A 15,527-nucleotide genomic window follows, 5' to 3' on the forward strand; every position below is an offset into this window, starting at 1 on the left:
ATCACTCCAGCCCGTAATAGACGCGAACGGAAGCCCTCGCTTCATTCGGATTCTCCATAAATTCCCACGAAATCACGGCGCCGTTTCTCTTGATGATCGGAAGGTTGAGGCCACCATGAATTGCCGAGCATACGTACCAGGATTTCGGCAGTCCAAGGGTTGGGATGCTGTTGTAGCTATCCACGGTGCCGGTATCGAAGCTCCCGAATTGGCGAGCCACCTTCGTTCCAAACTGGAAGAGTGGGATGCCGTTCTGATCCCAGATTTCTAAAGGGACAACCGCCATCTATACCCCTCCAAACCTTGCTCCAAGCTGCCCGTTTGGGTAGTAGTAGCGCATCCCCTTGTTGGAAACCTCTGTACGCGAGCCGTCGGCCTCCGTGCCGTTGAATGACATCAACCCCGTTCTCATGTTGATGTTCAACACGGGCACCCCCCATGGATTCACAGCGTCCGACTGGAGGTTGTCGACGAACTTCGCCGAACCGAGCGTCCCATTCTTGATGTAGGCGGTATCGAAATAGGCCGTGTCATTCACCACGTCAAAAACGAAAGGCGTATGCAGCCTGCCATTCAACGACGTGAGAAATGCCACGGTGTCAGCCATCACCAGGAATTCGCTGCGGCTTTGGCCGTTCTCGCCAATCGCCGCGCCCAGCGCAACACCCGCCTGCACAACACGCCCATCCTGCCGCACTTGGGCCTTGAGCATCCAGTTCGAGCTGAGCGCAAGCTTCGTGGTCTCGGCCAGCAGGCCAGCGCTATTTGCAGAATCCTGCGCATTGACCGCGATACCCCGCGTTTCCTGCAAGGTCGCCTCGTTCGTGCCCACCCGGCCACTCAGCACCAGCATCTGCTGCGCCGTTACGGCACTCAGGTTCGCAGTGACAACCAAGTCCTCACGGATCACGGCCAGATTGCCGTTAACCTGCGCAGCGAGCGCGGTCGTGCGCCGGGCCTCGCGGTAGTCGCCCTCGTTGATGACAGACGTAGTCGAAGCGGTGCCGACAAAGCTGCGATCGTCATCCCCGGCGAACCACTTCTGGTCCAGCACGTCGTCGCCGGACAGATCGCCGATGATGTCCTCTAGAACGTCATCGGTCACCCCTGCCTTGATTTCCTCAATCAGCCCAGGGGCGAGTTGGCCCGCACCAATCTGGCCCTCCATGTAGCTCAGCAGTACGGACGGATCGGAAGTGGATTGCCCCCGCACGCCTAACTCACCGGGATACCAGGGGCCAGGCTGATCCGCGTCATCGCGGACGCGTGCCCAGAAGTACATTTCCTGGCTGTTGCGCAACCCTGTGAGCGAATGGGAGGTTTGCGGGTGGCTGAACGTACCGAGAGGAGACGCCGCGGTGAAGTCATTGGTCAACGACCGATAGATTTCAATCGCGCGCAGATTGATACCAGACGGCCATACCCAGTGCAGGTCAATACCCATCACCTGGCCGCTCGCAGTGAGCGAGGTAAGCTTGGGCGGCGGCAGCATGGTGGCGCTGATCTGCCCTTGCCACGTCTTCCATGGCCCAGGCAGCGTACCAATGCCTCTCGCCCGAACCCACCAGACGCCCATTGACAGCTGAGCCTTCAAGCTCGGTTCAGCTACCGTACCCAGCTGCATCCAGGTCGTGCCCTGATCGTTGCTCGCCTGGAACTCGTAGGCCGTGGCGCCACGCGCCGGCGTGCACGAAATCTGCTGAACGCCGGTAACGGCCGTGGCGAACACGGTCACCTCGTTCACCACCGGCGCGCCAGGCTTGTTGGGCAGGAGCGACGGCGGCGGCGGTGGCGGCACATCGCCGCCGAGCTCGGCCGTATGCACCGAGTCGGCGTAGTTGACGAACGTCAGCGCTACCCTTCCGTTCTCATCCGGCGTGGCAGACAGCGCGAGCGTGTTGAGTGCCCGCTTTTCTCCTGGGCCAAACTGGTAATACGTCGGCTCCTCGGTATCACCGGAGGCAATTTCGACGTCCACCGGCAGAGCGCTGGCCAACACCGCCGAAAACTCATCCTCTCCCTGCGTCACCAAGAACGGCCCGCGAACAGTGCCGTCCAGCATGCGCAAGCTCAGGTAGTGGTTCTCGCCGGCCCACCACTCCAATGGCTCAGACATCGTGAGAATGCGCGCAAAAGGATTGTGGCCCCGCACGAACCCTGATAGCCCCCACTTCGGCACGTCGTGCGTGATGGCCACCAGATCAAGATACTTCGGCAGCAGACCATCCAGCTCAGAGGAGAGATTGGGGAACCGCCGCTGGTCGCGATTGGCTGCGGCCATGCTGATGCCTTCCTGCCACGCCTGCTTTCGTTTGGTGCAGCCGAACAGCTCGACAGTGAAGGGGCGTTCCTGCGTGCCTCCAGGCAGGACACATGGCACATCCACTGGCTGCCATGTCTCCTCATCGATATAGGACACCACCACATGATCGGGGCTGTCCGATTTCATGAACTTATAGTCCACGGAAAACGACTCGGCCACGATATTCATGGGCGTGAACATCGCCGTCGGCACACTGCGCGGCTCATTGCGCACGATGTCGATCACACCGGCGTAGTACATGGGCTTGGCACGACCCACCCGCGCGATCTTGGTCAACGCATCCCAGAACGTGGTGGTCGTGTCGAACACACCATTGAACTCATCGCCGCGGCTTTCCCACACCTGCGCCAAGCGGTAGAGCTCGTACAAGTTGATGCGGCTGTCCGCCAGCCCTCGCCCATACTCCTTGTTCGTGCACGCATCAGCAATCGCCCAGGCGGGATTACGCGTTGCCTTAGTGGAAAGCGACCAACCATCTACCGGATTCCAGCTCTTGAGCTTGCGCGTTGCGATCACGTTGACGCGACGCGCCGTCGACTGGTTCAGGTTGTTGGTCGCCCGCATGACCACCGCCAGCATGGTCAGATTGCCGTAGGACTGCCTCGGCGGCAGATAGGCACGCATGCCGGACCATTGCAGTACGTTCCCATACCGGGTGTCCGTCTGCTTGTTACTCGTGCGCTGGGCACGCACCTGGTAGCGCCCCTCGGGCACGTCATAGCGATAGGTCTTGGCCTGAGGTGTAGCCGTGGACGCGCGATAGGACTCCATGCCCAATAGGAACCACTCGCCCACCGGACTGCCAGCGTTGTCGATCGCCTGCGCCTGAACATCCCAGGTCACGGTGAAAGGATCCAAGTCCCCCTTGTCGTCGGCCCGATACAAACCTGCCGGGAAGGCGATATCTATGGCAATCCTGTTGGCAAGTGAATCTGCCGGATTGGCGACGAACGGTCCGACCGCACCGCCGCCGGTCTCATTCGGCCCCTTCAGCTCCAAGCCTTGAACGGCGTTGGACGTGACCACGTTATCCGGGAAAAGCGTTACCTTGCCACCAGGAGGGATAACCTCGTACCGCACCTCACCGAAGTTATCCATCGGGGTATCTTCGATAAGCCGCTGCTCTATCTCAATCTCCCCCTGGCTGATAGCCAGGAGCTGGTAAAGATATTGCTGGTTTCCATCCAGCTCGGTGTATGGCTCGGCGGCGAAGTCGGGATACACACGGAAACGTCCGTACAGCACGGGGATCGCCTCAAGCAGGCGCGCACGATTCCCCTGGGCGTTAATGCCATAGGTCGGACTGGCCTGCTCCCGGCCGGAAGCGAGATTGGCCGTTGGCGGTGGCAACACAGCATTGAGCAGCAGGTTGCCACCAATCATGATGCCCGCCGACATCGCCGTCGCGGCTCCCGCCTGCAACCCTATCGCTCCCGGCACCCACATGGAAGCCACGACCAAAGCCACCTGCAACAGCGTCCGCATGGGATTTGAGCCGCCATTGCCCCCATCACCAGGCAGGTAGAAGACCGCAACGACGTCGGACGAGCCGATGCGCCGCGCCCATTGCGCTTGCAGCACGTACTCCCCATTCACCTGCACCACGAAGACGTGGTTGCGCACCAGCTTTTCGCCACGGCCGGTCACCGCGCCGCGCGCCCTCAGCATCGTGTCGATGCGCGTGCCGGCGCGAACCGCAACCAACTCACGGCTCAATTGCGGCCGGAAGGGGTTTTCGCAGAAGAGAACTTTAGGCATAGATCCGGTAAAACTGACATCGCCCGAACCCCATGATTCGGAGTTCGCGCATATGAGTGAAGATGACGCCGCGGCCTCGCATGGCATGCAGCACGCCACCGCCATCGATGTCCAGGTAGATGCCAACGTGTGGCTCACTGCCCTCGCGCATCAGCACGCCATCGCCATGCGCCGGCGTCGAGACGATTTCCCATTCGCCCGAACGCAGCTTCTCAGCATGTAAGGCGCGCGCCTCATCGCCCAGCACACAAGCCGGGATGCCGCCGCCGAAATGGGTCAGGCGTACCGCTCGCAGCAATCCCCAGCAATCGTAGGCCTCCGGCCCCGTAGCACCCGCCTCCCACGGCTTCCACAGGTACTCGGCAACTTGATCGGCCCTCATCGAACCAGCCCCGGAAAGCGGCTGGCCAGGTACTTGAGGCCCGGGAAGGCTGCGTTATGCACGTCATCCAGCGTGGCCGTGCCAGTGATCCGCAGGCCGGCGACATTGACGTTCGTGAGTTCCATCATGATGGGAGGGTCCATGCCAGGCTTGGATAGATCCGTGGACACGAAAGGCCGATAGATCATTACGATCGGCTCGCTCGGCGTACTGACGGCTGCCTCCAGGTGCGCAATCACTTCTTGCGCAACGCCGTCCAACGTGAGCTTCATCTGGGGGTCCTGATCTTCTTCGAACCCAGGCAGCGAAAGGCCAAATGCGGCCTTGATGAACTCCACGTATTGGCCACCGTGCAAAGGGGCATCGCCCTCTAGCCGGGCCGAGATGTTCTCGTAACCAAGCACCACCCGTATCGCCGTGGGCAGCCCCTCATCGTTCACGAACTTCGAATGCAGCACCTCCAGCGTGTCGAACACCACTCGGTCCTGCGGCGCGCTGGCGTAGGCTTCCTTCACAGCCTGATCAAAACTCATCTGAACGCCTTGAAATAGAAAAGGCCCGCCGAAGCGGGCCCTGAAACTGGCTTAGTGAATTGCTAGTCGGTGTTGAGCTTCTCAAGGGTTGCGGACAGCTTCCACAGCGGCCTATTCGAAATTCGATCAGCCTTAGGAGCGCTCACAAAGCGCACCCGCGCTTTCCGGATACCCCGCTCATCGGCAATGGTCATGAGAAACCAAGACGTCCAACCATTTAGAGATCGCTCACAGAATTCGCAGTAAGCCGCATACTGGGATCCATCAAGAAGGAGATTTGCCGTCACTTGTACCGGATACACGCGAAATCGCCTTCTGTGCCGCGCGAGCCCGCTATCCATCTGCGTCCGCTGGAAAGGAGATTGCGGCGCAAGGGATATATCTGCCTGCGGGAGACCCGCAGGCCATTCAAGAAGTGCCATTTGCTCATCCCAATTTTGGCCGTAGTCCAAATCGCTTTTCGATCGATCGGCCAACGACCCCCTGGCCGGATGAAATGTCATCAGCGACCTGCCGCCGAATTTGCTTGAAGATGATGTCCATAGAAATACCTCCGCCGGCATCCTGGCGCGCCTGTACCTCCGGGGTGGATGGTGCTCCCACTACTCGCACGTCAATATTGACGTCACCCGCAGCTCGGTCTTGCTGAAACCTAGGAGAAACCGCGCGAACGCCGAGACTGCCATCAGAAGCACGCTGCAGGGGCATGATTGCTTCAGGGCCGGCCTCAGCAAATACCCCCGCCCCTTTCGCAAATGCGAATAGCTGCGGAGAGTTGTAGACCCCGCTCGAATAGGCCGACAAACTAGGTGACTCATAGGCACCTCCTTTGGCGTGTGGAACCGCCCACCCATTCGATGAAATCAGCGCGCCTATACCATCGCCTCCGGCGGCCTGAACACCACTGGCATAGTTTTCGGTACCTGCCGCCGCGCCAAATCCCGAACCCAACATCCCCGAAAGGGCCCCGAATACCGGTGACAAGCTGGCTCGCATTTGCATCCGCAGGACTTCGTAGATGAATGTGTCCGCCAGATTGCCGATATCGATCTTTCCCTTCTGGACAAACTTCGCCAATCCATCAGACAGTCCGCCGAAGAGCCCTGTGAACGCCTGATGTGCTTGGCCCATCATGTTGGCAGCACCGTCCACCCAGTCGTTGACGGCCAAGAGCGCACCATTCTTCCAATCAGCCTGGATGGCGACACGCTGCTGCATGTAGGCGCGCTCACGCTCGACCTGGGCCAGCATGGCCGCATCGATCTTGGCGAGGCCCTCCTGATACTGCGAGGAATCCAGAGCGCGCGCACCGCCTTCGCGCAGCACCTTGTCGGTAAAGCCGTCTCGGAGTCGGCGAAAACGATCCTGCGCCTGGTTGATCGAATCGACCAGAGCGCGATCGTTCGCCCCCAGCGTCATCGCGTTTATCTGACGACTGGCCTGCTGGTCACGCGTCCCCTGATAGTTCTCGATATCGAGCTGAGTAGCCCGCAACGCTCCGCGGATCTTCTCCTGGTACTTCTCGATATCGGTGGCCTCTTGCTCCTGGGAGCGAACGATCTGGGCCTCAAGCTCCTTTACGCGGCCAAGGTATCGTTCCCGCTCTGCAAGCTGCTTCTTGCCTCCGGCGATCTCCGCCTGCTTGCGAACTACCTCCAGCTCATCCTGCAGGGCTGCGCGCTGTGCTTCACCGCGCCGGTGGATGAATTGCTCTTCCGATAGCAGGCCACGGGCACGCTCGCCCTCCAGGCGCGTGGTTTCCCGTCGAAGCTCTTCCTCGCGCAAGCGCGCCTGCGCTTGCATCGCGGCCAACTGAGCAGATATGCCGTTCTGCCCTGCCGCCGAGGCGTCTTTGTCTTCGAATCGCTTTCTGGTGGCAGCTTCTCGAGCGCGGATAGCGGTGGCGGACACCCGATCATCGTTCGGGTTGGTCGCGCGGATGCTCGCCTCGTTTCGCGCGTTTTCTTCAAGAGCCTTTTTCAGCTGGCGCGACTTGTTCGCCGCGTCGTCTAGAGAATCAAGCGCTTTGGCGGCCGCTATCGAGGCAGCATTGGCGGCAGCATTGAGCCCTCTGACTTGAGCTGTCGCGTCCTCCACACCCTTTTGACCCTGGAGCGACGAGAGCTCTGAGCGATCTGCAGTTAGGTTGATCTCGGTGCGGCGGCGGTTAACATCGGAGAGGGCGCCCCGTTCCAACCGCTGCTCACGCTGCCGAATTCGTTCCTCGACCGCCTTAATTTTCTCGTCGAGCGACGCGTCTCGGTCAAACGCCTTCATTGCCTCCCAGGCGCCCGATATTTCTCCCTTCAGCCCCTTCCAGGCGCGTTCCAAGGCGCCCACTTTCTGGGTAGCCTCGGTGCCGAGATAGTCATGCAGCGCCCTCGACGTCGCCTGCATGGCAGCTTCACGGTTGCCACTTTCCTCCAGCGTGCGGATGTAGTCCCACTGGGCGAGCGACATGAAGTTCATCGAGCGGTTGTGCTCTTCCGCCCATTTCGTGACGCCATCCGGCATCCGCGCAAAGTCCTTGGAGATCTCGTCCATGGACTGACCGGAAGCGCGCTGCAGCTCCACCATCGTGGCGCTCAGGCTAGAAATCGTGTCCTTGGATACCTGCCCGGTGGCAACGAGAGCCTCCACCGCCTGACGCGCCTTACCTAGGCCACCGCCTGAAACGCCCGCCACTGCCGCAGACATCTCGCGGACATTCCCGGCCGTAACGCCCGCGTAGTTGCCGGTAAGCCGTATGGTCCGGTTTAGCTTCTCAGTCTCCTGACTTCCCTGATACGCCGCGACGCCAAAGGCCACGGCGGCGCCAGCAAGAAGCGTCCAGGGGTTAACCATACCCATCAGGGTGGAGCCAAGCGCACGCGCAGCGGGAGCGATCCCACCAAACATATCTTTCAGCTGGCCACCCTGCTGCAGCATCACTGTCATGGGCTGCTGACCGCTTTGCAGCGAAACTACGATGTCCGTAATCTGTGCGGGCACACCGCGCAGCGCCGCTGCCGTCTGGGCGGCCGACATTCCATGCTTGTTCAGGGCCGCCGAGCCCGCATTGAGCGCTGTTTCCTGCGCTTTCAGTTGGCCGATCATCGGTGCGGCCTGTGCCGCGACCCCAAGTTCCGCCGCACGTAACTCCAGCAACTGGGACCGGGTCTTGCCCGCGGCCTGCGCTTGGCGCTCCAGACTCTGCAGGAACCTATCACCAGCGGTCGCATATGCCTGGGCACCAGCGGACGCAGCATTGACCGCCAGGGACATCTGGCTGGACGACGTCCCCACCCTATCCGCCGCGGCAGCCGCGCGAGTCAGCGAAGCTTCGGTGGCCGCGGCAAACTGCGCCGACGCAGCACTGCCAGCTCCGTACGAACGCAACAAGTCCGCCTCGTCGCCGGTCAACCGTACGGCAAGGATCTTCTCGTTCATATATTTTTCCGGCGTTGCGCCTACTCGTTGCCTTCAAAGACCTCAAGGGCGGCTTGCTCCATCGCCCTGAGTTCCAAGAACATTTCGCGACGCCCTGGCCGCCCGACATCCAACAGCCTGAGCGTGGATTCCACCTCGGTCGCTGGGATGCCGACTCGTACAGGCGTGCCCATCCCGGGTGCGACCCACATCCAGCTGCGCCCGAGTGCCAGGAATGCCTCTACTGTTGGCCAGTTCTCAGGCCATACCTCGAATACTTCGTCTTCAGACGGTGAATTTGGACTCGCAGCGTCCAAGACCTCCGACGGCGCCCCCGCCGCCCTCAATGCCGCCAGCACCTGGTCGTCGGCCACAAACCCGCCGCTTGACGACTTGCCTCCTCCGGCCCAGTACCTGGCGGCCTCGATCAGTTTTTTTTCTTCGCTCCCTCGTGGGCGCCGAAAAATCCGTTGAACAACGGGATGACCAGCTCCGGCCAGTCGTCGAGCAAAGCTTCAAGCTGATCAACGCTGTAGGTGATGGACTCACCACCCCCGCCTTGAACGCCCAGCCAGCTGGCCATCTTGTCCTTCAAGAAGTCGATATCGCTCGCATACTGGTAAACGGGGGCACGGGTACCGTCCGGACGCTGCAACGGCTTCAGCCCTTGACCGGCGCGCACCTGATCGGTCATCCCGTCACGCAAATCTGCCAGCTGCTGAGGCGTATGACGGTGGTACTGGGCGATGAATTTGATTTCCATCGGGTTGCCATTGGCACCGTTGACGATGACATCAATGGGCATGGCGGCAACCGGGCGCTTGGTGACGACAAAAGACATGTGTGGCTCCAAAATGAAAAATGCCCGGACGGGTCCGGGCATATCTAGGTCGTGTGGAAAGTAGAAGGTGTGCCTACGGCACTACTTGACGATGATTTCCAGCTCGTCGTTGCCGGCGGCGCCGGGGTTGATGTTCGTATCCAGGTTCAGCATCGCCACGCCTTCCTGGTCCGAGTACGTCGGATTGGTCATCTGGGCTGTGCTGGCCTTGATTTCGATGATGTGGCCGGCAGTCACCCCATGGGTGATCGACAGTGCTGTGCCGGCGCCGGACAACACCATGGTCGGCCAGTCCAAATCCGCGATCCGCGGCAGTTCCAGAACGAGTTTCCCTGTCGGCTTGCGGTCCGTGATCTCCGCTCCCTCGCAGCCGATGAGCGAGCGCCAGACCAACTGGTTCGCCACGTCGAAGGTCATGGACTGCAAGCAGCCCGAAAAGGCGCCGAGCGACCACGCCGGCGTGTTCTCCTTGTTTACCGCCTTCGGGATCTGGAACGAGCTGAAATCCACGCCTGCGGGCATGGCGCCGTCCGTGATCGGCACATAGGCGCCCATGAATCGATAACGCAGAACCGGGATGCTCTTGGCCGTCAGATCGAAAGCGACCGTCCCCCGGGCATCCACGATCTTGTGGAACAGGCCGTCCAGGAAGTAATGCAGGGTGATCAGTTCAAAATCGGTCGACACCGGCAAATACCGTGCGTCTGTTCCTACCGTGACCGTCTCAGCGAAGCCGCTGGCGCGCAGAAGAGGCCCCCACGCAGGCGCCTTGCCCGCGGTGCCTGCTCCTGCGAGTTCCACTTCGAATTCGAGCTGGGCATACTGCGTGGTCGCGATTTGCCCGGAATTCCCCATGTAGGGCCGCAGGAGTTCGCGTTCCACGAACTCTGCCGACAGAGGCGTCGCCGTCAGGCTTCGGACCAGCACCGCGTCCGTGGCCGCGGCAGGCTGAGCGGCAGTGCCGGCCGTGGTCTGCAGTTTCGCCAACACGACGGAATTGCGAGTTTTCTTTGCCATCATGGGCTCCAAGAATGAAGGCCCAATAAGGGCCAGATTGATAGCGAGACGGCCCTATCGGGCCTGGCAGCCTGAGCAGGGTTCGGTCCGCTCGATCAGAATTCGCTCGCCGGTAGCCGAATCACGGAGATAGCTCCCGCCGCGGCCATGGTGTTCATCGATCTGGGGCCCGGTCACCGCCTGCGCAGGCTGGGCGATATCGGTACTCACCGGATCGTCGGCGACTGATTTCCTTTCTTTGTTCATGCTTCTCCGATAGTTCAGGCGCTTAGGGAGTGCTCATCGGTTTGGTAGGTGATGCGGTAGCGCTTGTTCACAATCTGCCGCCGCAGGTCGCCATTGACGTACTTGGGCTCATCGGTCCCGAACTCGGCAACCTCGACCACGTTGGGGCCGGCGTATGCCATAACGACGGGGTGGGCCTGCTCGAACACCGCCTCTGCGAAGGCCTGATGGTCATCGCCTGCTGTGTGAACGAGGACATGGATTTCACGTACGCGGGTGGCGCGCGGCGGGTGAATGCTCTCCACCGACTCCCCGCCCAACTGCACGGAGATCACCATCGGATCCTCTCTGGCGATTGCCCGTACAGGCGATGCCTCGACTTCGGCGGGGAATCCGGGCGCCGCCTTGAGGGCGGCACGGAGGTCCACCACGTATTGCATTGCCAGCGTGGTCATGGAAGCTGCTCCAGCATCGCGCGCGACCAGAAGCCGTCGCCTACCGCGGTCGGCTCCTGGCGGACTCGGTACCGGACGCCCCCGATTTCCACCTGACTTTGGTACGCAAGGTCGGGGACGTCGGCGGTGGTGTACTCGATCTCGTAGTCGGTCGAGTGCACCAGGTCCCCTTCGTCGATGACCTGCGGGCGGTCGAACCGAACCTTGAATGGGACGGGAGGCTCCGTATCCAGCAGCAACGCCGGCTCGCGCAGACCCACCGCATCGAAGGCTTCGTCGAACACGGAGTTATCCCATTCCATGGCTTCAGGTGCCCATCTTCAGTTTGATGATGGCCTTGGGCCGCGTCGGCAGATGCAGCGGATTGGACTGGCTTTCGATCTCAAGCCCCTTCCCGAACGGCAACGGCTCGACCCGCGTGTAATACGGCAGGCCATCGGTGTTGACCGTTTCCATATAGTCGGCCGGCGCGAAGCGCGTGATGAAGAAATCGGACACGCCATCGGGAAAGGCGTAAGCCTCCTCGTCGCCGATGAAGGGAGCGCCCCCTAGCTTGCCGCGGTAGCGTTCGTAGGTAATGCCGCCGATCTCGAAGGAGTCGGCCGGTTTGCCCCGCAGTTCGGCTGCTTGCGCGGTATTCAGGTACGTCTCGCGTACGCTCTTGTGGTTGATCAGCGTCTTCCAGAAGTCCTTGCCGCACAGCGCGCGAACGCCGCTGGCTGGGGTGGCGCCCAGGGCATCCTCGACCAGATCCACGACGTCGTCCGATTTCTGGCGAACGAGGGTGGTTGCGCTCGTGAGTTCCATCGGGAATTCCTGCTGGACGATGCCGAAGGAATGGTAAACGTCGAGCAACACCGAAGTGCCGTCGGCATCCAGGATCTGCCCCTTGATGCCGCCCACGCGCTGATATTCGTGCGTCAGATCGAGTTGCTGGCGATGCTTCCTCTGGTACTTGGCAACCCGCGCCTCGGCCGATTCCAGCTCCGATTGGCTCCCGAACGCGCGGATGCCCTGGATTTCGTCGGCCAGCATCGTGGAACGTTGCGGCAAGTGCACGGTGTTGAACGGAATCAGCTTGCGGCCGGTCAGGACGACCGATTGACCGACACCACCACGGGGCTTGGCGGACACCAGACCCAGTGTCTGGCCGTCGTATTCGATTTGCACCACGGTGGAGGAAACGCCCTCTTCCGAGTAAAGGCCGAGCTTGCCGATGCGGCCCGGGATGCTCTCCAGCTCGTTGATGGCGGCGGTCAAGGCGGAAACCGTGAATTTCTCGTCTTGGAAGATATTGATATCGGCCATGTCAGGCTCCAGAAATAGAAACGGCCGCCCGGAGGCAACCGCGAATGTTGGATAGATGGAGTTGTGTTGGTGGGATCAGCGGACGATGATGCCAGCCGACTGCAGGGCAACGCGCGCCGGCGCATCCAAGCCGACAAGCAGCACGCCCGCCAGTTCCGCGTCACGCGCGATGACGACGATCTGCTGATCATCGTCGGACACCGGGGCATTGCCGTACAGCACGGCGTCGGCGGTGATCGGCGCGCCGGGGTCCGCCCCCGGGCCGGCGTAGGCGGCATATTTGCCGTCGTCGCCCAGCGTGAGCAATTGCCCTGCAGCCAGGGCGACGAGGGTGGCAGCCAAGATTGCGTTTTCGCGCGAACGCTGGCCGTTGGCTTCGGAGAGGATGAAATCGGCCGTTCTGGCCTGTTGATGGATGAAAGGCATGGTGCTGACTCCTAGTGGGCAGAGAGGGCTTTTCGTTTGGCGTAGATCGCCTGGGGATTCGGCCCGCTCTGCTTCTGGGCCGATGAATTGGTGGGAGGTCGGTTATTGATAGAGTCGCCCGCATCGGCCACGACATGCTCGAACAGGCGCGCACGCGCCTGGTCTACCGTGAGGCCCGCAGACACGAAAGCGGCAGCCTTCTCAGGCAGCTTTGCTGCCAAGCAGATGCCGGCGATCTCTTTGGCTTGCGTGACCCGTTGATCCGCCAGTTCAAGACTATCCAGCGCACCGCTGAGCAGCACACCTTCCGCCAGATCCGCAATCCCCTCTTGCCGGCAGGACGCATAGACACGGGCGGCCAGCGCAGATGCCGTCGGCGCATCCGCCGGAGGAGCCGGGGACGGCTCGGGCTCGGGCTCGGGCTCGGGCTTCGGATTGGGCGCGGGCTCGGGGTCGCTCTCTTCCAGGGACTTGAGCATAGCTTTCACGTCGTCAGGCAGATTCTTGTGCTTTTGCAGCACAGCAGCCGCACTATCCGACATCTGCAGACGCACGGGCTCCTCGATCAGGTCGCAAAATCCCAACGCCTGCGCTTCGAGCGCAGACATCCACGTGGTCGCGTCCATCATTTCGATGATCTTGTCACTGTCCAGTCCACTCTTACGGGAGTAGGCTGCCACCACGCCGTCTCGGATCCGATCCATCATTTCTGCAGTGGTGCGCAGATCCTCGGCCGTACCGCCAGTGATGATCCAAGCGTTGTGGATCATCATCTGCGTATTCTCGGGCATGATCGTTGGCTTGCCGGCCATCGCGATCAATGAGGCCGCGGAGGCGGCAACGCCGTCCACTCGCGTGGTTACCCGACCGGCGTACCGATGAAGCGCGTTGTAGATTGCAAACGCGTCGAAAACGTCGCCCCCAGGGCTGTTCAGCGACACCAAGATGTCGGCACCACCTGCCGCTGCTGCGTCCAGTTCTGCGACGAACGCTTCGGCCGTAGTTCCCCAGAACCCAATTTCGCCATAAATGCGAATCTCGACCACGGGCTTATCCGCCTGCGCAATGACGCTGATCGAATACCAAGCCTTCTTTGCCATATTGGCTCCATTCATTGATTGAGAGGGTCGGGGCTGCCGCCCCCTTCTGATCCCGTCGCCTTACCGGCGCTGGTCGTATGCCGAGGATCGCTATCGAACACAAAGCCCTCGGCGTCGGCTGTTTCGTTGTCGGCGCGAATCTCCGCCGCAATGTGGTCTGGATCGTCGCCCTTCTTGAGGATGATTGACGACCGGCTGGAAAAGCCGCTTCGCACCGACTCCTTGTCGGCCTGCGCGTCCTGCACGGGGTTGAAGTACGGCCATCCCTGGGGCACCCACAGCACGCGCAACCATTCACGGCGGCGGCGGTGGAAATCCGGCATGGGGAAGGTGCCGGAAAGCGCCAGGGCGTCGATCCAGGCATTCCAGACGGGGCGGCAGAGCTGATGGATCACGCAGTGCCATTGGTATTGCTCGATGAGCCGGTGAAACTCGTTGACCACCACTCGCAGCGTTCGATCGCTGATACCGCGCAGGTCGCCTGTTGCGATTTCATAAGGCACGCCGACAGAGGCAAACGCCCCCATCAACTGCTGCCGCATAAATCCCTCGTAGTTGTTGCCGGCATCTGGCGGACTGGAGAATGTCACCTCTTCACCTGGTGCCAGCTCCTGCATCGTGCCCGGCTCCATGGAGACGAGCGGCGTGCCGTCGTCATCGAACTCATAACCGTCCGCCTCGCCCGTAAGAGGGTTATTCGGATCGGCATCGGGATCCGGTTTGGTGATGAAGCCCGCGAAGAGGTTTGCCACCTCCTGCCGGTACATGACAGCGTCGTCCAAGTTGTCGATGGACTTCAAGCGGAGCAGGACGGTAGCCAGAGCAGTCACCCCCCGTACCTGCCCGGGCCGCAACATTGGATAGGCGTGGATGACCTGCTCGGCTGGCACCCTGACCGTATCCTGCCCAGCCGCGTTTCGGCCGAATTCGCCAGGATGATGACGCCACATGTGATAGGCAGTGCGCCGCCCGATAGCATCGAACTCCACGCCATTCACGATCTCGCCGCCGTTCGGCAGGGTAAGCGACCGCTCGACCGGCAGCTGGTCCCCCTCCATCTGCTGCAATTGCAGAGGTACGGACAATCCGTCCTGAGGTCGCCGAGCGCGCAAACGGAACAAGGTCTCACCATCCTGGAAGATGCTGCGCACAGCCAGGGCCTGCATTCCGTAGAAGTCCAGCCTGCCGTCGGCATCGGCCTCCTGCACCCAGTCGGCCCACAGTTCCTTCAGCGCCCGTCGGACGTTGGGGTCCGGGTGCTTGGGGTACGGCTGGATCCCCGTGCCGACCACGTTGGATACCCAGCGTGTGGTCGCAGTCAATGCCCATGGATCATTGCGCACGGCGTCGCGCGCGCGGCGACGCTGCAGACCCAGGTTCTGCGTCGCCGCGGCGTTCGGCCCCGACCCCGAGGGATTCCAATTTCGGGCCCTGCTGCCCGTGGCGCTTCCGCTTTCGTAGCTGCTGCTCATCTGCGCGCTAAGGCGACGAGGCACAAGCAGACTGGAACCACGATGTTTCAGATAGCTCATCGGATCCCCTTGCCGGCGTTGCGCAGCCTGAACTGCCGCGAGCGCCCCTTTCCTTTGCTGAGTTCCCGCTCCACATGGGCGCGGGCGCGCATCAATTCGTCCGTGCTGCGGAAACGCACGCGCTTGCCGTCGTACTGGACCTCCAATTGGCTGTTCGCTATCGCGCGATCCAGCCGTTCCAGGTCCGCCTGGGTGTATGCCATGACCTTGCCTTATTGG

Annotated in this window: 15 protein-coding genes; all 15 read right to left on the minus strand. The window is 61.4% G+C overall.

What is annotated here, in order from left to right:
* Position 1: 1 nt before the first annotated feature.
* The 15 genes from HV793_RS26860 to HV793_RS26930 all read right to left on the minus strand — a co-directional run bounded on the left by HV793_RS26860 (position 2) and on the right by HV793_RS26930 (position 15,511).
* Positions 2–286 carry a hypothetical protein gene (locus HV793_RS26860; RefSeq protein WP_125471450.1) on the minus strand — a complete coding sequence of 95 codons (285 nt, stop codon included), beginning with the start codon at positions 284–286 and terminating at the stop codon, positions 2–4.
* The gene (locus HV793_RS26865) at positions 287–4,081 is read right to left on the minus strand and encodes a host specificity factor TipJ family phage tail protein (protein ID WP_175214198.1); all 3,795 of its coding nucleotides are present in this window, start codon (positions 4,079–4,081) and stop codon (positions 287–289) included.
* Entirely contained in the window at positions 4,074–4,463 is a 390-nt protein-coding gene (locus HV793_RS26870; RefSeq protein WP_175214199.1) for an NlpC/P60 family protein, read from the minus strand. The genes HV793_RS26865 and HV793_RS26870 overlap by 8 nt, the downstream gene beginning before the upstream one ends.
* Complete coding sequence (locus tag HV793_RS26875; protein WP_175214200.1) at positions 4,460–4,996, minus strand: DUF1833 family protein; 537 nt, start codon at positions 4,994–4,996, stop codon at positions 4,460–4,462. Before HV793_RS26875 ends, HV793_RS26870 begins: the two co-directional genes overlap by 4 nt.
* Positions 4,997–5,422: 426 nt before the next feature.
* A complete protein-coding gene (locus HV793_RS26880; protein WP_175214201.1) occupies positions 5,423–8,425 on the minus strand; it encodes a phage tail tape measure protein in 3,003 nt (1,000 codons plus the stop codon).
* Positions 8,426–8,445: 20 nt separating this feature from the next.
* The gene (locus tag HV793_RS31305) at positions 8,446–8,778 is read right to left on the minus strand and encodes a DUF1799 domain-containing protein (protein WP_175214202.1); all 333 of its coding nucleotides are present in this window, start codon (positions 8,776–8,778) and stop codon (positions 8,446–8,448) included.
* Between the two features lie 53 nt (positions 8,779–8,831).
* Entirely contained in the window at positions 8,832–9,245 is a 414-nt protein-coding gene (locus HV793_RS26890) for a hypothetical protein (RefSeq protein WP_175214203.1), read from the minus strand.
* Between the two features lie 81 nt (positions 9,246–9,326).
* The gene (locus tag HV793_RS26895) at positions 9,327–10,262 is read right to left on the minus strand and encodes a phage tail tube protein (RefSeq protein ID WP_175214204.1); all 936 of its coding nucleotides are present in this window, start codon (positions 10,260–10,262) and stop codon (positions 9,327–9,329) included.
* Positions 10,263–10,522: 260 nt separating this feature from the next.
* Positions 10,523–10,942, minus strand: coding sequence for a hypothetical protein (locus HV793_RS26900; protein ID WP_054453576.1), 420 nt, complete (start codon positions 10,940–10,942; stop codon positions 10,523–10,525).
* A complete protein-coding gene (locus tag HV793_RS26905) occupies positions 10,939–11,226 on the minus strand; it encodes a head-tail joining protein (RefSeq protein ID WP_124260411.1) in 288 nt (95 codons plus the stop codon). Before HV793_RS26905 ends, HV793_RS26900 begins: the two co-directional genes overlap by 4 nt.
* Positions 11,227–11,248: 22 nt before the next feature.
* Positions 11,249–12,250, minus strand: a complete 1,002-nt coding sequence (locus HV793_RS26910; protein WP_054453580.1) for a major capsid protein — start codon at positions 12,248–12,250, stop codon at positions 11,249–11,251.
* 75 nt (positions 12,251–12,325) lie between these two features.
* Complete coding sequence (locus HV793_RS26915; protein ID WP_054453587.1) at positions 12,326–12,676, minus strand: head decoration protein; 351 nt, start codon at positions 12,674–12,676, stop codon at positions 12,326–12,328.
* 11 nt (positions 12,677–12,687) lie between these two features.
* On the minus strand, positions 12,688–13,776 hold the full coding sequence (locus HV793_RS26920; protein ID WP_175214205.1) for a head maturation protease, ClpP-related: 1,089 nt from the start codon (positions 13,774–13,776) through the stop codon (positions 12,688–12,690).
* A gap of 11 nt (positions 13,777–13,787) precedes the next feature.
* Positions 13,788–15,308, minus strand: coding sequence for a phage portal protein (locus tag HV793_RS26925; protein WP_175214206.1), 1,521 nt, complete (start codon positions 15,306–15,308; stop codon positions 13,788–13,790).
* Entirely contained in the window at positions 15,305–15,511 is a 207-nt protein-coding gene (locus tag HV793_RS26930) for a phage head-tail joining protein (protein WP_043544039.1), read from the minus strand. Before HV793_RS26930 ends, HV793_RS26925 begins: the two co-directional genes overlap by 4 nt.
* Positions 15,512–15,527: the final 16 nt, after the last annotated feature.

The organism is Achromobacter aegrifaciens, from assembly GCF_902859965.1.
Classification (GTDB): domain Bacteria; phylum Pseudomonadota; class Gammaproteobacteria; order Burkholderiales; family Burkholderiaceae_B; genus Achromobacter; species Achromobacter aegrifaciens.

Excerpts from the sequence above, each read along its gene's own strand:
- HV793_RS26865 (WP_175214198.1), bottom strand. The coding sequence starts at position 4,081 with ATGCCTAAAGTTCTCTTCTGCGAAAACCCCTTCCGGCCGCAATTGAGC.
- HV793_RS26895 (WP_175214204.1), bottom strand. The coding sequence starts at position 10,262 with ATGGCAAAGAAAACTCGCAATTCCGTCGTGTTGGCGAAACTGCAGACC.
- HV793_RS26870 (WP_175214199.1), bottom strand. The coding sequence starts at position 4,463 with ATGAGGGCCGATCAAGTTGCCGAGTACCTGTGGAAGCCGTGGGAGGCG.
- HV793_RS26930 (WP_043544039.1), bottom strand. The coding sequence starts at position 15,511 with ATGGCATACACCCAGGCGGACCTGGAACGGCTGGATCGCGCGATAGCG.
- HV793_RS26915 (WP_054453587.1), bottom strand. The coding sequence starts at position 12,676 with ATGCCTTTCATCCATCAACAGGCCAGAACGGCCGATTTCATCCTCTCC.
- HV793_RS26890 (WP_175214203.1), bottom strand. The coding sequence starts at position 9,245 with ATGTCTTTTGTCGTCACCAAGCGCCCGGTTGCCGCCATGCCCATTGAT.
- HV793_RS26875 (WP_175214200.1), bottom strand. The coding sequence starts at position 4,996 with ATGAGTTTTGATCAGGCTGTGAAGGAAGCCTACGCCAGCGCGCCGCAG.
- HV793_RS26900 (WP_054453576.1), bottom strand. The coding sequence starts at position 10,942 with ATGACCACGCTGGCAATGCAATACGTGGTGGACCTCCGTGCCGCCCTC.
- HV793_RS26880 (WP_175214201.1), bottom strand. The coding sequence starts at position 8,425 with ATGAACGAGAAGATCCTTGCCGTACGGTTGACCGGCGACGAGGCGGAC.
- HV793_RS26860 (WP_125471450.1), bottom strand. The coding sequence starts at position 286 with ATGGCGGTTGTCCCTTTAGAAATCTGGGATCAGAACGGCATCCCACTC.
- HV793_RS26910 (WP_054453580.1), bottom strand. The coding sequence starts at position 12,250 with ATGGCCGATATCAATATCTTCCAAGACGAGAAATTCACGGTTTCCGCC.
- HV793_RS26920 (WP_175214205.1), bottom strand. The coding sequence starts at position 13,776 with ATGGCAAAGAAGGCTTGGTATTCGATCAGCGTCATTGCGCAGGCGGAT.
- HV793_RS26925 (WP_175214206.1), bottom strand. The coding sequence starts at position 15,308 with ATGAGCTATCTGAAACATCGTGGTTCCAGTCTGCTTGTGCCTCGTCGC.